We start from the raw sequence: 16,902 nt of genomic DNA, 5'->3' as shown, positions 1-16,902 counted from the left end.
GTGAAGGCGAGGCCGGCAGCGGTCAGGGCGGTCTTACGGATCAGATCGGTACGCATGATGGCGTGCTCCTCTGCCTCGGGGGTGCGCACAACACACCAGGGGGGTGGTGTGTCACGCGGAGGGGGAAGTTCGAGGGGGATCTGCCCGGCGGCCGGGGGCCTGCTCGGGGCGTCCGGGGGGTGTAACGGTTCGGGGCGGCGGGTCATTCCGCCGAACTGCCCGGGGTCAGGCTCGGGTGGTGCTGCTCGGGCCTGCGGGGCGTGTAACCGTGCCGGGCGGCGAATCATTCCGCCGGGCGGGGGGCCGCCGGTTGTCGTGGTTACCCCCTGTACAACGGCCCGGGCCGGCCCATGATTCCGCGATCGGGGTGGCCCCGCCCACGGGACGATCGACCACAAACCCGACACCGAGCGACCGTGGCCGCCTCCATGCCCGCCCACGCCGCGTGTCCGTGGGCAAGATCCGTGCAACATCACCGAAAGTGCTGCCTCCCGCCCACCGCAGGCAGCACTTTCCCTGTAGTTGCGCAGATCTTGGCCCATCGCGCGCACCGCGCACCGCGCACCACGCACCACGCACCACGCACCACGCACCACGCACCACGCACCACGCACCACGCACCACGCACCACGCACCACGCACCGAAACGGGCATACCAGGCATCATCGGCGAGGTGGTCCACCTCGGTCCGCCCGTATTGCGGTGTCCGAGGCCAGGGACTCCGCCATGTCGGCGCCACCGAGCGGATCAACACCCGCTGCCGGGTCGGCGGGCAGGTCCGGGTTGAGCGTGATGACTCTCAGGTATAAATATGACTCTGAGGTATATGGCTCTTCGGTGCGAGTGCCGCCGGCCGGCACCGCCTCGACTCTGACTCTCCACGGCGCGTTCAGCGCAACAATGGCCGGCCGCCGGTCAGGCAGGTACACCGAGACCAGGCACGATCATTCGAAGGTGCGGCCCAGCAACCGTCCGACGGCAGGCAGCGGATGCCGCCCCACCAAGCAGGCGCCGATCAGGGCCGGACATGCACATCGAACGAAACCGCCGCGGTCGGCAGACTCACGGGCTCGGCGTCGCCCCGGCGCCCTCGACTGACCCGGCACCTTCGACCGCCCCGGCACCTCCGACCGCCCCGGCACCCCCGACCGCCCCGGCACCCCCGACCGCCCCGGCACCCTCACCTGCATTGGTGCCTCTGTCGAGCGCGGCGAGGATCGCCTCGGCTGTGCGCCGGCCCACGCCGGGCACCTCGGTGATCTCCTCGACGGTGGCGGCGGAGAGCCGCTTGAGCGAGCCGAAGTGCCGCAGCAGCGCCTTGCGCCGCACCTCGCCCAACCCGGGCACCTGGTCCAGCGCCGACTCGGTCATCCGCTTCGAGCGACGCTGCCGGTGGAAGGTGATGGCGAATCGGTGCGCCTCGTCGCGTACGCGTTGCAGCAGGTAGAGCCCCTCTGAGGTGCGCGGCATGATGACCGGGAACTCGTCGTCGGGGAGCCAGACCTCCTCCAGCCGCTTGGCCAGCCCACACAGCGCCACGTCCTCGATGCCCAGGTCGGCGAGGGCCTGGGCGGCCGCCGCGACCTGTGGTGCGCCGCCGTCGACGACCACGAGCTGCGGGGGGTACGCGAATTTGCGCGGCCGACCGGTGGTGGGGTCGACGAGGGTGGCGATCCGCGGCTCCTCCGCGCCGGGCGGTGCCTCCAGGTCGTCGGCCGACTCCACCCCCACCTCGCCTGTCTCGGCACGGGCGTCCAGGTAGCGGGCGAAGCGGCGGCGCAGCACCTCGGACATCGCGGACAGGTCGTCGGTGGCGCCCCGCACGATGAACCGTCGGTACTCGCTCTTGCGGGGCAGCCCGTCCTCGAAGACCACCATGCTGGCCACCACGTCGGTGCCCTGAATCTGCGAGATGTCGAAGCACTCGATGCGCAGCGGGGAGGTGCGCATGTCGAGCGCTTCGCTGATCTCGTCGAGCGCCTTGCCCCGGGTGGTCAGGTCACCGGCCCGCTTGAGCTTGTGCCGCGCCAACGCGTCTTTCGCGTTGCGCTCCACCGTCTCCATCAGGGCCCGCTTGTCGCCGCGCTGTGGCACCCGCAGCGACACCCGCCCGCCCCGATGGGTGGAGAGCCAGTCGGCCAGCGCGTCGGCGTCCGCGGGCAGCTCGGGCACCAGCAACTCCCGGGGTACGTCGGTCTCGCCGTGCTCGCCGCCGTACACCTGCGTGCAGAAGTGGTGCACGAGATCGCCGGTGGTCAACTCCTCGGTCTTCTCCACCACCCAGCCACGCTGGCCACGGACCCGGCCGTCGCGGACGTGGAAGACCTGCACGGCCGCCTCGAGCGGGTCGTCGGCGAACGCGACCACGTCGGCGTCGGTGCCGTCACCCAGCACGACGGTCTGCTTCTCCATCGCCCGACGCAACGCGGCCACGTCGTCGCGCAGCCGGGCGGCCCGCTCGAACTCCAACTGCTCGCTCGCGTCGAGCATCTCGCGTTCGATCTTGCGGACCATGCTGTCGGTGCGCCCGGCCATGAAGTCACAGAAGCCGTCGACGATGGCCCGGTGCTCGTCGGCGGAGACGCTGCCGACGCAGGGCGCTGAGCACTTGCCGATGTATCCCAGCAGGCAGGGGCGGCCGACCTGACCGGCCCGCTTGAACACCCCGGCGGAGCAGGTCCGGGCCGGAAACACCCGCAGCAGCAGGTCGAGGGTCTCTCGGATGGCCCACGCGTGCGAGTACGGCCCGAAGTAGCGCACCCCCTTGCGCTTCGCGCCGCGCATCACCTGCAGCCGCGGGTATTCCTCGTCGAGGGTGACGGCCAGGTAGGGGTAGGACTTGTCGTCGCGGTAGCGGACGTTGAACCGGGGGTCGTACTGCTTGATCCAGGTGAACTCCTGCTGGAGCGCCTCGACCTCGGTGCCGACCGTGATCCAGTCCACCGACTCGGCCGTGGTGACCATCTGCCGGGTGCGCTCGTGCAGGCCCCAGATGTCGCCGAAGTAGGAGTTGAGCCGGCTGCGCAGGTTTTTCGCCTTGCCGACATAGATCACCCGGCCGGTGCCGTCGCGAAAGCGGTAGACCCCCGGTGACTCCGGGATGGTGCCGGATGCGGGACGGTAGGTCGAGGGGTCAGCCACACCAACAAGCCTAGTCCGCACCACTGACAGCCCCACCGCACCGCTTGATCGACTCGTTCTCCAAGAAGTCGGGGTGTCGACGGGCGTCAGACACCCCGACTTCTACGAAGGTGAGTGGATCAGGGCGGGGCGGTCAGGCCAGCGAGATCTGGTCGCCGGTGACCTTGATGTCCTTGGGCGGCAGCGGCCTGGTGGCCGGGCCGGCCTTCACCGAGCCGTCCTCGATCGAGAACTTGCTGCCGTGGCAGGTGCAGTTGATGGTGCCGCCGTCGACGTTCGTCACCGGGCAGTTCTGGTGGGTGCAGATCGGGCTGAAGCCCTTGAACTGGCCGGCGGTGGGCTGGGTGATGACCACGCCCTGGCTGGCGAGGACCTTGCCGCCACCGACCGGGATGTCGGCGGTGGTGGCCAGCGACTGGGCGTCCTGCCGGTTGCCGCCACCAGCGTCGCCGGTGCTGGGCACCGCCGGGCCGCCGCTGGTCGGTGCGGCACCGTCGCCGGAGTCGTCACTGCCGCAGGCGGCAAGCACGACGGCCGCGCCGACCGCGCCGACGCCGGTGAGCAGGGTACGACGGGTCTGCTTACCCGGACCGGTCAGCGCCTGATCGTCACTCATGCCTCGCCTCTCTCTCGGCCGCTGTGCCGGTCAGCAAACCGGTCACACTTCTCCACACGGGCAACTGTGCCGGATGGTTCAGCGCGGCACCTCCCCGACCCGGGAAATGGGACGGGCGGGCCGGATCGAGCCGCCCGCGCCGAAGTGGGCGCGGACGAGGCCCGATCGGACCCGCCCGGAGGCGTCCAGGTCAGCGCGCGGCGGCGGGCACCTTGCGGCTGGTACGCGTCTTGGTCGTCCCGTTGGCCTTGGCGGCCCGGTTGGTGGCTGCCGTCGCGCCCTTGGCCTCACCGTCGAGCTTGAGCACCTGGCGCAGGAACTGGCCGGTGTGGCTCTCGGCCACCTCGGCGACCTCCTCGGGGGTGCCGGTGGCGAGCACGGTGCCGCCCCGGTGGCCGCCCTCCGGGCCCATGTCGATCAGCCAGTCGGCCGTCTTGATCACGTCGAGGTTGTGCTCGATGGTGATCACCGTGTTGCCCTTGTCGACGAGCCCTTCCAGCACCATCAGCAGCTTGCGGATGTCCTCGAAGTGCAGGCCGGTGGTCGGCTCGTCGAGCACATAGACCGTCCGACCGGTGGAGCGCTTCTGCAGCTCGGAGGCGAGCTTGACCCGCTGTGCCTCGCCGCCGGAGAGGGTCGGCGCCGGCTGGCCGAGACGGACGTAGCCGAGGCCGACGTCGACCAGCGTCTTGAGGTGCCGGTGGATGGCCGGGATGGCGGAGAAGAACTCGGCGGCCTCCTCGATCGGCATCTCCAGCACGTCCGAGACGGTCTTGCCCTTGTAGTGCACCTCCAGGGTCTCCCGGTTGTACCGGGCGCCCTTGCAGACCTCGCACGGGACGTACACGTCGGGCAGGAAGTTCATCTCGATCTTGATGGTGCCGTCGCCGGAGCACGCCTCACAGCGCCCGCCCTTGACGTTGAACGAGAACCGACCCGGACCGTACCCCCGTACCTTGGCCTCGGTGGTCTCGGCGAAGAGCTTGCGTACGTGGTCCCAGACCCCGGTGTAGGTGGCCGGGTTGGAGCGCGGCGTACGGCCGATCGGCGACTGGTCCACGCCGACCACCTTGTCCACGTGCTCCAGGCCGGCGACCCGGGTGTGCCGGCCGGGGACCAGCCGGGCGCCGTTGATCTGGTTGGCGAGCACCGCGTGCAGGATGTCGTTGACCAGCGTCGACTTGCCCGAGCCACTGACCCCGGTGACCGCGATCAGCTGGCCCAGCGGGAACGGGACGGTCAGGTTGCGCAGGTTGTGCTCACGCGCGCCGTGCACCACCAGCTCGCGGTCGGGGGTCTGCGGGCGACGCGTCGCGGGAGTCGGGATCGACCGGCGCCCGGACAGGTATGCCCCGGTGATCGACTCCTTGTTCTTGAGCAGCGCCGGCACCGAGCCGCTGTGCACGATCTTGCCGCCGTGCTCCCCCGCGCCCGGCCCGATGTCGACGATCCAGTCCGCGGTACGGATGGTGTCCTCGTCGTGCTCCACCACGATCAGCGTGTTGCCCAGCCCACGCAGCCGGATCAGGGTCTCGATCAGCCGGTGGTTGTCGCGCTGGTGCAGCCCGATCGACGGCTCGTCGAGCACGTAGAGCACGCCCACCAGACCGGACCCGATCTGGGTGGCCAGCCGGATGCGCTGCGCCTCGCCGCCGGACAGGGTGCCGGCCGGCCGGTCCAGGGACAGGTAGTCCAGGCCGACGTCGAGCAGGAAGCGCAGCCGGGCGTTGATCTCCTTGAGGACCCGCTCGGCGATCATCTTCTGCCGGTCGGTCAGCTCGATGCCGGCGAGTAGGTCGGCGCACTCCCCCACGGACAGGTTGCAGACCTCGGCGATGCTCTTGCCGGCCAGGGTGACCGCGAGCACCTCGGGCTTGAGTCGTGCGCCGCCGCACGCCGCGCACGGCACGTCACGCATGTAGCCCTCGTACTTGTCGCGGGACCACTCGGACTCGGTGTCGGAGTGCCGGCGCTCGATCCACTGCACCACGCCCTCGAAGCCGGTGTAGTAGGAGCGCTCGCGGCCGTACTTGTTGCGGTAGCGCACGTGCACCTGGTCGTCCGAGCCGTGCAGGATGGTCTTCTGCGCCCGCGCCGGCAGTGCCCGCCACGGGGTGTCGACGTCGAAGTGCTGGGCCTCGCCGAGCGCCTCCAGCAGGCGCAGGAAGTATTCCAGGTTGTGCCCGGTCGACCAGGGTTGGATGGCGCCCTCGCGCAGGGACCGCTCCGGGTCGGGCACCAGCAACTCCGGGTCGACCTCCTTCTTGGTGCCCAGGCCGGTGCACTCCGGGCAGGCGCCGTACGGCGCGTTGAAGGAGAAGACCCGGGGCTCAAGATCCTCGATGGCGAGCGGGTGGTCGTTGGGGCAGGCCAGGTGCTCGGAGTAGCGACGCTCCCGGTCCGGGTCGTCCTCCGGCAGGTCGACGAAGTCGAGCAGCACCAGGCCGCTGGACAGGCCCAGGGCGGCCTCGACCGAGTCGGTCAGCCGCTGCTTGGCGCTCGGCTTGACGGTGAGCCGGTCGATCACCACCTCGATGGTGTGCTTCTCCTGCTTCTTGAGCTTCGGCGGCTCGGTCAGCGGGTGCACCACGCCGTCGACCCGGGCCCGGGCGTAGCCCTTGGCCTGGAGCTCGGCGAAGAGGTCGACGTACTCGCCCTTGCGGCCGCGGATGACCGGGGCCAGCACCATGAACTTGGTGCCCTCGGCCATGGCCAGGACCCGGTCGACGATCTGCTGTGGGCTCTGCCGGGAGATCCGCTCGCCGCAGACCGGGCAGTGCGGCTCACCGATGCGGGCGTAGAGCAGCCGCAGGTAGTCGTAGACCTCGGTGATGGTGCCGACGGTCGAGCGGGGGTTGCGCGAGGTCGACTTCTGGTCGATCGAGACAGCCGGGCTCAGGCCCTCGATGAAGTCGACGTCGGGCTTGTCCATCTGCCCGAGGAACTGTCGGGCGTACGAGGAGAGCGACTCCACGTACCGCCGCTGCCCCTCGGCGAAGATCGTGTCGAAGGCCAGGCTCGACTTGCCCGACCCGGACAGCCCGGTGAACACGATGAGTGCGTCCCGGGGCAGGTCGAGACTGACGTCACGCAGGTTGTGCTCGCGCGCGCCACGGATGATCAGTCGGTCGGCCACGGTCCGTGTGCTCCCGGGTGAAGACGATGCGGAGGATCTGTCCCGCTCTGCGTATTTCTGAGCGGTCGTGCGGGCGCGGAAAACACGCCTCGGCAACTCTAGCCCCGAGGTATGACACTTTCCCCCGCCCGCACATTCCCCCAGCTCAGCCCGGTCGGCCGAGCGACTCAGTAGCCCCCGGGCGCCGGTGGCCGGGCAGCCCGACGCCGGGCCGAGCGCCATCCACCGCGCCGCTCCGCGGCCAGCCGCGCCTCCCGCCGCCGACTCTCCTGGGCCACCTCCCCCTGCAGCCGCCGCCAGCTCTCCCACCGACGGGTGGAGAGCTCCCCGGTGGTCAGCGCCTCGCGCACCGCGCAGCCGGGCTCGCCGTCGTGTCCGCAGTCGGCGTACCGGCAGCCCTCGGCCAGCCCGGTGATGTCGGCGAACGCCCGGTCGAGCCCGGCGACGCCGTCCAGCAGGCCGACCGCCCGTACGCCGGGCGTGTCGATCACCGCACCGCCGCCGGGGATCGCCACCAGGGCCCGCCAGGTGGTGGTGTGCCGGCCCTTGCCGTCGACCCGCCGGATCGCCTGGGTCGGCATCACGACCGTGCCGGCCAGCGCGTTGACCAGACTCGACTTGCCGGCACCCGAGGGCCCGAGCAGGCCGAGCGTGCGACCGGGCGCCACCTCGGCGCGCAGCGGCTCCAGCCCGACGCCGCGCTCCGCGCTGACCGGCAGCACCGGCACCCCGGGGGCGATCGCGGCGAGCTGACGGGCCAGCGCGCCCGGGTCGGCCGCGAGGTCGGCCTTGGTCAGCACGACCAGCGGCCGGGCCCCCGACTCGTGGGCCAGCGAGAGCAGCCGTTCGATCCGGCCGACGTCCGGCTCCGGATGCACCGGCTCCACCACGGCGGCGGCGTCGAGGTTGGCGGCCAGCACCTGGCCGCTGGCGTCCTTACCGGCGGTACGCCGGATCAGCGCGGCCCGCCGGGGCAACACCGACTCGACGGTGACGCGGCGGTCCGGCCAGTACGCGAGCAGCACCCAGTCGCCCGCGCAGGGCAGTGCGGAGGGGTCCTGGGCGGCGGCGGCGAGCACCGCCCCGCCCAGGCTCGCCCGGACCGGGCCGGTCTCGGTGAGCACCGTGCAGACCCCGCGGTCCACCCGGGCCACCCGGCCCGGTCGGTGGTCGCCGCGCCGCTCGGCGTACGCCGCCCGGTCGGCATCCCAGCCGAGGGCGGTCAGATCGATCGTCATGTCATCCTCATCGGGTGTCGAAGCTGGTGATGGCGGAACACGCGTCCTAAGGCCGGCATGATCACCACCTCCCTCCGACGTCCCGGTGCCGCGTATGACGCCGACGGTAGGGCCCGCGCCGACGCGCCGAAAGCGATTTCCCCGGCGACGGCGTCACGGCGTACCGCTAGGGTCTGTCCGTGACCACGGACCCGCTGCTGCTGATGGGCGATCTGGACGACGCGACCAGCCGGTTGCTGCGTACCGCCGCTTCTTTCGACGCCGCGGACCTGGCCGCCGCGTCGCTGCTGCCGGGTTGGACTCGCGGGCACGTGCTGGCCCATGTGGCGCGCAACGCCGACGGCTTCGTCAACCTGCTCACCGCGGCCCGCACGGGCGAGCCGGTGCCGCAGTACGCCTCGGCGGCGGCCCGCACGGCGGACATCGAGGCCGGCGCGGGCCGGCCGGCCGACGAGCAGCTGGACGACCTGCGGCGCACCGCGGACCGGTTCACCGAGGCGGTCGAGACCATGCCGGCGCAGGCGTGGGCGGCAACGGTGCAGACCCGGCGCGGCCCCTGGCCGGCCGCCCTGCTGGTCTGGGGCCGACTGCGCGAGATCGAGGTGCACCACCTCGACCTGGCCGCCGGCTACGGGGCCGCCGACTGGCCGGATTCGTTCGCCCACCGGCTGTTGCACGAGGTGGCCACCCAGCACGCCCGCCTCCCGGCCCCGCCGTCGATGGTGCTACGCCTCGACGGCGGCCAGCACGAGCTGGTGATCGGGGACCGGGGCGGCGCACCGACCGTCGCCGGGTCCGCCCCTGACCTCGCCGCCTGGCTGATCGGCCGGGCCGGCGGCCACGCGCTCGCCGTCACTCCCGACGGTCCCCTGCCTACTCCACCGGAATGGATATAGAAACGTCATGACATACAGCGGAGACGTCACCTCCGTCGGCACGCCGGCGGTACGTGAGCTGAACGGCCTCACCATCACCAAGCTGTCGGTGGGCCCGATGGACAACAACGCCTACCTGCTGCGCTGCACGACCAACGGCGAGCAGGTGCTGATCGACGCCGCCAACGAGGCGCCCCGGCTGTTGGAGCTGATCGGCGACGACGGCCTCACCGCCGTGGTGACCACCCACCAGCACATGGACCACTGGGTGGCGTTGGAGGAGGTCGTGGCCAAGACCGGCGCCCGGGCGCTGGTGCACGCCGACGACGCGGCCGGCCTGCCGATCGAGGCCGAGCCGCTCGCCGAGGGCGACACCGTGCCGGTCGGCGACTGCGCGCTGGAGGTCATCCACATCAAGGGGCACACGCCGGGCTCGATCGCGCTGCTCTACCGCGACCCGGCCGGCACCCCGCACCTCTTCACCGGCGACAGCCTCTTCCCGGGTGGCGTCGGTAACACCGACAAGGATCCGGAGCGGTTCGCCGCGCTGATCGACGACGTCGAGCACAAGCTGTTCGACCAACTGCCGGACGAGACCTGGTTCTACCCCGGCCACGGCAAGGACAGCACCCTGGGCGCGGAGCGCCCAGCCCTCCCCCAGTGGCGCACCCGCGGCTGGTAACACCAAGATCCCTCAGCCGGGACGGCGGAGCGGGCGCCACCGGACGAGCCGCCAGCACGACGGGGCGGGGGCCCGCCGTGCCCGGCGCAGGGATCAAGCCTGACCGCCCGGAGCCGGGCACGGCGGGCCCCCCCCCCCCACCGCAACCAACCCGCCCCCGCCCCACCGCAACCAGCAATCAGCCAGCCACAGCCAGCAGCCGCCGCCGCGCCCCCACCAGCACGACCCCAGCCAGCACCAACCCGACCGCCATGGTGACCAGTAGCGGGCTGGGCTCCCCCGGCAGCAGCCCGGCCAGCGACCGGGACGCGGTGCCCAGCGCGAGGTAGAGACCCGCCCAGGCCGCCGCGCCGAGCGCCGCGCAGCCGAGGAACCGGCGGTACGACATCCGCAGCCCGCCGGCGGCCAGCGGCAGCAGCGCGTTGAACACCGGCAGGAACGGCGCGATCACCACCATCCGGCCGCCGCCGCGACGCAGGATCCCCTCCGCGGCCGCCCACCGGGCCTCACCGATCCAGGTGCCGATCCGACTGCCCCGCAGCCGGTCGGAGTACCGGCGCCCGACCAGGAAGCTCAGCGACCAGCCGGCCAGGCAGCCGACCAGCACCGCGGTGAAGGTGGCCAACCCGGTGGCCGGGCGGCCCACCCCGACCGCGGCCAGGATCGCCACGTCACCGGGGATCAGAACGCCCAGCAGCGGTACGGCGTCGAAGAGCATGACCAGCCCGAGCGCGCCCATCAGCAACAGGATGGGTAGTTCTCCGACCTGGGCCAGCCATTGCGTCATGCCCCGTACGCTATGGCCGTCGCACCACCCTGGACATCCGGTCGCAGCCCCCAGGGTCCCCTGGTATCGGCCTCGGGGTCGCCCCTGAGACGACCCCCGGCCTCAGGCGGGTCGCAGCACCTGCACCCGGCGTAACGACGAGTCGACCGACGGCTCGGTGGTGGGCACCGGATAGTCGGCCAGCACCGTCAACCGGTCCCCCGGCAGGTGCCCCCGGCCGGGGTCGCCGACCAGCACCTCGGCGCCGTTGGCGGCGGCTCGTTGCAGGAACGGCAGCATCCGGGCGGCCATCGCGCGGCTGTAGAAGACGTCGCCGGCGACCACCAGGTCCGCTTCGGCGTCGCCGGTGTCGAGCAGGTCACCGCCGGTGACGGTGACGTCCACCCGGTTGGCCCGCGCGTTGACCGTGACGGCTGCGACGGCGTACGGGTCGATGTCGTTGGCGACCACCCGCGCGGCGCCGGACAGCGCGGCGGCGATGGCCACCAGCCCGGACCCGGCGGCGAGGTCGAGCACCCGGCGGCCGGCGGCCAACTCCGGGTGGTCCAGCAGGTGCCGGGCCAGGGCCTGGCCACCCGCCCAGACCGAGGCCCAGTACGGCGGCGGCAGGGCGTGTCCGGCCGCCGCCTCCATCCGGGCCCACCAGACGATCGCGTCCTCGGCGAGGTGCAGCCGCACCTCCGGGACGAACGGGGTGGGCACCAGCTGAAGCCGGTCCAGTCCGGCGCCGGGCGCGTCGATCTCACGCTCCAGCTCGGACAGCGCGGTGGCTGCGGCACCCCTCATCGGCGCAAGCATGCCCCAGCCGCGGGTGTCCGGGGCAGCTTTCACATGCCGGCACGTAGAGTTCACCCGAGTGCCTGCGGCACTTCGGCCGGCAGATCGGGGTTTTGCCCGTTACTGTCGGACAGGTACGGGCGATCATCGGCCACAGGCCGAGGGTCAGCCGCTTTGAACAGGGAGAGATGCATGGCAACCGGCACGGTTAAGTGGTTCAACTCGGAAAAGGGCTTCGGCTTCATCGAGCAGGACGGTGGGGGGCCGGACGTGTTCGTCCACTACTCCGCCATCGCTTCGAGCGGATACCGGGAGCTCAACGAGGGCCAGAAGGTCGAGTTCGAGGTGACCCAGGGGCAGAAGGGTCCGCAGGCGGACAACGTCCGCCCGATGTAGCTCCGTGCCGGTGGCGGCGGCCAGTCAACGGCCGCCGCCGCAGCGCACTCAAGACGCCGCCGGGGCGGCGGGCAGGTCCCGCCGCCGCCGGAGCGGCCCCATCAACAGAATCAGCGGGGTGAGCGCCAACCAGGCGGTCATCACCTCGATCGCTGTCCTGACGCCGTACCGCGCGCCGAGAGCACCGGCCAACACCGCCGCGAGCGGGATGGTGCCGTAGTTGAGCAGGTGCATGCTCACCGTCACCCGGCCGAGCAGGTGGTGCGGCGTGTAGGTCTGCCGGAAGCTGCCCTTGATCACGTTGCCGATCGCCACCCCGAGGCCGATCAACAGTCCGCCGAGGGCCGGCCAGACCAGCCCGACGCCGGGCGTGGCCAGCGGGATGAGCAGCGCGGGCGGGCCGGCCAAGGCCCCGCCGAGCAGCAGGGCCCGCACCGCTCCGTAGCGCCGGGCGAGCGCGGTGGCCAGCAGCGCGCCGACGATGCCGCCGGCGCTCATCACCGCCACCAGGACGCCCACCAGGCCCGGCGCGAGCCGCAACTCGCGGATCAGGAAGTCCACCAGGACCGCCTGGTAGCCGGTCAGCCCCATGTTGCAGGCCGCGCCGAAGAGCGCCAGCACCCGCAGGTACGGGTCACGGACGAGAAAGCGCAGCCCCTGGGCGATGTCCCGGCGCAGCGAGGACCGGTCCGTCCGGCGAGCGCGCGGTTCGACGGTGCGGATCCGCAGCAGGCAGACCGCGGAGACCAGGAACGTGGCGGCGTCCAGCACCAACGCGGCGACCGCCCCGGTGAGCTGGGCGATCAGGCCCGCGATTCCGGGTCCGACGACGTAGCTCACGGTCTGGGTGGCCTGTAGCTTCGCGTTGCCCTCCGGCAGTTGCTCGGGTCGCAGCACGACCGGCAGGTACACCTGGTCGGCGGTCTCGAAGAAGACCCGCGCGGTGCCGGCGCCGAGCGCGACGAGCAGCAGGTGCCAGACGGTGAGCCGATCGAGCACGGCGGCCAGCGGAATGCTGAGGAACGCCAGCGCGCACAGCAGGTCGCAGGTCACCATCACCGGCCGGCGTGGCAGCCGGTCCACCCAGGCGCCGGCCGGCAGGCCGATCAGCAGCCAGGGCAGCCAGGCCGCGGCGGTGAGCACCGCCACCTGGAACGTGCCGGCGTCGAGCACGGCCACCGCGACCAGCGGCAGCGCGACCGTGGTGACGTTGCTGCCGACGCTGCTGACCGCCTGGCCGGCCCAGAGAAGTCGGAAGTCCCGGTGCCGCAGCAGCCCACCGGTCGGTGCGGCAGGGCTGGTGGTGGCCGCGGTCACGGCCGGGCCGGGACGCCGTGGGCGAAAACGAACACCGGCTGCCGGTCGCGGCCGTCCTCGGGCACCGGCCGGTCGGCCCAGCGGGCCAGCAGGTCGACGACCTCACGGCTCAGTTCGGCCAACTCGTCCGGGGTGAGGTGCAGCCACTTGTCGGTGGAGAACGGGCCGTCCTGCCAGGCGGCCTGGGTCGGCTCGTCGGCGGCGTGCCAGGCCCGGGCCAGGGCGGCGTGCCGGTCCAGGTTGAGCGAGGTGGCCGCGTCGGCGACCGCCCGGGCGGCCGGGTCGGCGTCGAAGTCGCTGCTGGACCAGCGCACGCCTCGGGTGACCAGGCGCCACCACCGCTCGCGCCGGTCCCGGGCCAGTTCCGGTGCCTCGGTGACCAGCTCGGCGCCGGCGAGCACCTTGAGGTGGTGGCTGACGTTCGCCGGCGCCTGGTCGGTGCGCTCGGCGAGCAGGCCGACGGTCGAGGGCCCGTACACCTTGAGCACGTCCATCAGCCGGCGGCGCAGGGGGTGGGCCATGGCGGCCAGCACCCGTGAGTCGGTGACCTGGCGTACGTCGGGTTGCTCCATACCACTCAGCAAAGCATCCGCAACAGCAGTTGCGCAATGATTATTGCCCAACTGCTGTTGCGGATCAGTACGCTTCCGAGCCGGCCGAGCCGCCGGCCCGGGCTCAGACGACCAGGCGCCGCGCCAGTTCGTCGGCGACCTGCTTGGCCAGTGTCGGCGGGATGGCCGCGGCGATCTTCTCCGGGGTCAGTCCGGACAGTACGCCCTGGACCACGGCCGGCTCGTCGGTGAAGTCACGGCCGGAGAACACCGTCAGAGCCGCCTGCAACGCGGTCAACTGCGCGCCGAGGCTCTTGAGGTTCGGGTGCCCGGTCACCGGTGCGCCGGTGTCGTCCCGGCCCTCCGCCATCCGGGTGTAGATCTGCCCGACCGGGTTACGGCCGTCCAGCACGGTCAGGTTCTTGTGGACGGTGGCCAGCCAGGTGTGCTCTTCGGGGGTCATGTCGTTGTCCTCCAGGAGTCCGATGGAACTCAGATAGCGACGGAACAGCGGCCGCTGGTCGCGGCCCGCCTTGGTCGCGTCACGAAAGAAGCTGAAGTGGGTGTGCCAGCGGTGCGAGTCGTCGCCGCTGGTGCGCTTGCCGAGCCGGTCCCACCGCTTCACGGTGGTGCCGTCGGGGCTGTAGATGATTTCGCGGATGTCCCGGGTGTCGGCCGCGTTGGCGGCGCACTGCCCCACGCACCAGAGCGAGAAACTGGGCAGTGTGTGCGTTCGGCCGGCGGATCGGACGTCGAAACCACCGACGTCCAGCGCCGTCGCGTCGAGGGTGAGCCCGGCCGTGTCCCGGGGCGACTCGACCACCGAGTAGTCGTTGGTGACGACCCGGTCCGAGCCGCAGTGGTAGCCACCACGGTGAGCTGGGTCTCCGACGATGCCGACCTCCGCCGGCTCGAGGTCCGCGGTCCGAACGGTGTCCGGGTCGACGTTGAGGTAGGTGAGGAGCAGGCTGCGAACTGCCAGGAGATTGGACGGGGCGCGGGTCATCGGCCCCCCTCTCAGATAGGCGGGGACCAGGCGCGACCATCACACCGCGTACGCGGTGCGGGATTGTCAGGGTGGGCCCGGTCCGACTCGTGCCGAGCGCCGGGCGTTGAACCAACCATAGCCCCGAAAAAACATGAATGACCAGGTCAGGGCGACTTTTTTTCAGATCGCACGATCACCGCGCAGAGTGGACGACGGGCAGCAGCACGGCCGACGGGTACGCCGGGTCGTGCAGGATCTCCCGCCAACCCGCACGCAGAGTGATCGCCTCGCCGAGTGGTTCACCGGTACCCGGGTTGCGCGCCCAGCGCGGGTGCGCGCCACCGGAGACCTGCAACCGCAGTCGGTGCCCGGCGGCGAACCGGTACGCGGTCGGCCAGAGCGGCACCGGGATCCGGCGTACCCCGGACGCGTCGGCGGCGAACCGGCCGGGCGCGACCCGGACCAGCCCGTCGCACACGTTCCACGACCGGCCACGACGGTCCACATCGCACAATCGGACGAAGACGTCCAGGTACGGCAACTCGCTGCGGACGTGGATCTCGGCGCGTACCGGGCCGATCACCTCGACCGGGCCGGTCAGCGGGGCGGTGGTGTACGTCAGCACGTCGTCGCGGGCCTCGATGCTCCGGTTGTCCACCGGGCCGGCCCGCTGTGCCACCAGCAGTGGTCCACCGAGTGAGGGGGTGGGGTCGGCCGGGTCGTACCGGAACCCGTCCGGCGGGGAGGGGACCGGCCCACGCGCCGCCAGTTCGCCGCCCGGATGCAGGTGCCAGGCCGTGTCGACCGCCGGTGGGGGCCAGTCCGGCAGGTCCCGCCAGCCGCCGCCGGGACCGTTCACGTGGAGCCGGACCGGCGCGGATGCCGACGCGGGCCGGTGTGGCCGCCCGTCCGCCACGGCTGTCCCGGTCAGGTGCTCGTCCAGCCAGGCCAGCCCCTCGCGAAGGGCGGCCACGAACAGGCCCGGGCTGCCGTGCGTCCAGGGGCCGATCACCAGCCGCGGCCGGGCGCCGGTGGCGCGCAGGGTGGCGTGGTCGTCGAGCTGGGCCGGCAGGAAGATGTCGTGCCAGCCGGTGACCAGGATGACCGGTGCCCGCACCCGGGCCACCCGGTCGGCGAAGACCCGGGTCCGCCAGTACTCGGCGTCCGGAGTGTGGTGACGCAGCCACTCCTGGAAGAACGGGATGGTCACGCCGGTCGCCACCCGGTCGGCCCCGGCCAGCGGCAGGTGCTCCAGCGCGGCCGCCAACCGGGGTTGCCCGCGTTTGAGTTCCCACTGCCGGGCCAGCCACGGCACGGTCTGCGCGTGCAGCAGCTCCGCCCAGGTCAGCACGGTGTCCAGGGCGAAGGACTCCCCCGCGTACGTCGAGTCCCGGGTGGCCGAGGCGGTGACCACGGCGACCATCGCGCGCAGCTCGTCGCCGGCGTCGGCGGCCAGTGCCCACTGGGCGAAGCCCTGGTAGCTGACGCCGAACATGCCGAGCCCACCGGACCACCAGGGCTGACGGCGCAGCCAGTCCAGAGTGTCCACCCCGTCGTCGCGCTCGTGCACGAGCGGGGCGAACGTCCCGCCGGAGCCACCGGTTCCCCGGCAGGACTGGATCACGGCGTGCTGGCCGCGCGCCGCCAGCAGCCGACCGAGCAGCCGCAGCGGACCACCCCGCCCGTACGGGGTGCGGATCAGCACGGTGGGCGCGTCGGGGACCGCCGGGGCGTAGTGATCGGTCCGCAGCACCACGCCGTCGCGGACCCGGACCGGAATGTCGCGGGTGACCCGTACGACGCCGGGGCGGGTCGGGGGCAGCCGCAGCGCGGCCCCGGCGAGGCGGGCGACGAGCCGGTCGGGCACGGGATCAGTCCGTCGGTCGGCGGGGCGACTCGGCGCGTACCGCGTCGCGGTGCGCCCGCACCGACAGGCTCATCTCCGCCATGAACCGGTGTACGACCTCCAGTTCGTCCTCGCCGAAGCGGGCCATCACCGAGTCGGTACGGGCACCCAGCGGCTGGAAGAACCGCATGGCCAGCGCGGCGCCCTGGTCGGCGTAGTGCAGCAGCACCTTGCGTCGGTCGACGGTGTCCCGGTCCCGGCGGATGTGCCCGGCGCGTTCCAGCCGGTCGATCAGGGCGGTGACCGAGCCGGAGGAGAGGCTGAGCTGCTCGCCGAGGCGGCCGGGGGTGATCGGGTCGCCGAGCAGTTCGGCGTCCATCACCGCGATCAGCGCGTGCAGGTCGGTGGGGTTGAGCCCATGCAGGTTGGCGAAGGCGTGGCCGACCTGCTGGGCGTCCACCGCGTACCGCCGCAGGTTGTTGGTGATCTCGGCGACCAGCTGCTCGCGGCGCGTGTCGCGCCGCCGGTACATGCCGTGAGTCGCCACGTCGC

Annotated in this window: 14 protein-coding genes; 3 read left to right on the top strand and 11 right to left on the bottom strand. The window is 72.1% G+C overall.

The features are described from left to right. Positions 1–1,062: 1,062 nt before the first annotated feature. From uvrC to rsgA, 4 genes are all read right to left on the bottom strand, one after another. The gene (gene uvrC / locus ACFQGL_RS30390; RefSeq protein WP_377516073.1) at positions 1,063–3,141 is read right to left on the bottom strand and encodes an excinuclease ABC subunit UvrC; all 2,079 of its coding nucleotides are present in this window, start codon (positions 3,139–3,141) and stop codon (positions 1,063–1,065) included. A gap of 133 nt (positions 3,142–3,274) precedes the next feature. Then, positions 3,275–3,757, bottom strand: coding sequence for a Rieske (2Fe-2S) protein (locus tag ACFQGL_RS30385; protein WP_377516072.1), 483 nt, complete (start codon positions 3,755–3,757; stop codon positions 3,275–3,277). A 190-nt stretch (positions 3,758–3,947) separates the two neighbouring features. Then, positions 3,948–6,893: an excinuclease ABC subunit UvrA gene (uvrA, locus tag ACFQGL_RS30380; protein ID WP_377516071.1), complete on the bottom strand. Its 2,946-nt coding sequence runs from the start codon at positions 6,891–6,893 to the stop codon at positions 3,948–3,950. A 167-nt stretch (positions 6,894–7,060) separates the two neighbouring features. Beyond that, positions 7,061–8,131: a ribosome small subunit-dependent GTPase A gene (gene rsgA, locus ACFQGL_RS30375; RefSeq protein ID WP_377516070.1), complete on the bottom strand. Its 1,071-nt coding sequence runs from the start codon at positions 8,129–8,131 to the stop codon at positions 7,061–7,063. A 179-nt stretch (positions 8,132–8,310) separates the two neighbouring features. Here rsgA and ACFQGL_RS30370 point away from each other — a divergent pair, with 179 nt between their 5' ends. Together ACFQGL_RS30370 and ACFQGL_RS30365 are read left to right on the top strand one after the other, a co-directional pair. After that, entirely contained in the window at positions 8,311–9,027 is a 717-nt protein-coding gene (locus ACFQGL_RS30370) for a maleylpyruvate isomerase family mycothiol-dependent enzyme (RefSeq protein WP_377516069.1), read from the top strand. Positions 9,028–9,034: 7 nt separating this feature from the next. Then, entirely contained in the window at positions 9,035–9,688 is a 654-nt protein-coding gene (locus ACFQGL_RS30365; RefSeq protein WP_377516068.1) for an MBL fold metallo-hydrolase, read from the top strand. Positions 9,689–9,866: 178 nt separating this feature from the next. Here ACFQGL_RS30365 and ACFQGL_RS30360 read toward each other — a convergent pair whose 3' ends face one another. Together ACFQGL_RS30360 and ACFQGL_RS30355 are read right to left on the bottom strand one after the other, a co-directional pair. Continuing rightward, the gene (locus tag ACFQGL_RS30360; RefSeq protein WP_377516067.1) at positions 9,867–10,475 is read right to left on the bottom strand and encodes a DedA family protein; all 609 of its coding nucleotides are present in this window, start codon (positions 10,473–10,475) and stop codon (positions 9,867–9,869) included. A 102-nt stretch (positions 10,476–10,577) separates the two neighbouring features. Further along, a complete protein-coding gene (locus ACFQGL_RS30355; RefSeq protein ID WP_377516066.1) occupies positions 10,578–11,261 on the bottom strand; it encodes a class I SAM-dependent methyltransferase in 684 nt (227 codons plus the stop codon). 183 nt (positions 11,262–11,444) lie between these two features. Between ACFQGL_RS30355 and ACFQGL_RS30350 the strand changes: the two genes are divergently transcribed. Then, on the top strand, positions 11,445–11,648 hold the full coding sequence (locus ACFQGL_RS30350; protein WP_007462771.1) for a cold-shock protein: 204 nt from the start codon (positions 11,445–11,447) through the stop codon (positions 11,646–11,648). A gap of 48 nt (positions 11,649–11,696) precedes the next feature. On the opposite strand, the gene ACFQGL_RS30345 is transcribed toward ACFQGL_RS30350, so the two are convergent. The 5 genes from ACFQGL_RS30345 to ACFQGL_RS30325 form a co-directional block, all read right to left on the bottom strand. Next, the gene (locus ACFQGL_RS30345; RefSeq protein WP_377516065.1) at positions 11,697–12,965 is read right to left on the bottom strand and encodes an MFS transporter; all 1,269 of its coding nucleotides are present in this window, start codon (positions 12,963–12,965) and stop codon (positions 11,697–11,699) included. Beyond that, a complete protein-coding gene (locus ACFQGL_RS30340; RefSeq protein ID WP_377516064.1) occupies positions 12,962–13,537 on the bottom strand; it encodes an ArsR/SmtB family transcription factor in 576 nt (191 codons plus the stop codon). The genes ACFQGL_RS30345 and ACFQGL_RS30340 overlap by 4 nt, the downstream gene beginning before the upstream one ends. 103 nt (positions 13,538–13,640) lie before the next feature. Next, complete coding sequence (locus ACFQGL_RS30335) at positions 13,641–14,522, bottom strand: hypothetical protein (protein WP_377516063.1); 882 nt, start codon at positions 14,520–14,522, stop codon at positions 13,641–13,643. Positions 14,523–14,697: 175 nt separating this feature from the next. Beyond that, positions 14,698–16,371, bottom strand: coding sequence for a CocE/NonD family hydrolase (locus ACFQGL_RS30330; protein ID WP_377516062.1), 1,674 nt, complete (start codon positions 16,369–16,371; stop codon positions 14,698–14,700). A 4-nt stretch (positions 16,372–16,375) separates the two neighbouring features. Continuing rightward, positions 16,376–16,882: a MarR family winged helix-turn-helix transcriptional regulator gene (locus tag ACFQGL_RS30325; RefSeq protein WP_377516076.1), complete on the bottom strand. Its 507-nt coding sequence runs from the start codon at positions 16,880–16,882 to the stop codon at positions 16,376–16,378. Positions 16,883–16,902: the final 20 nt, after the last annotated feature.

The sequence above is a fragment of the Micromonospora vulcania genome (assembly GCF_042658605.1).
Classification (GTDB): Bacteria; Actinomycetota; Actinomycetes; order Mycobacteriales; family Micromonosporaceae; genus Micromonospora; species Micromonospora vulcania.
Note: the sequence above shows the minus strand (reverse complement) of the source record. Positions and strands in the feature narration are given on the sequence as shown.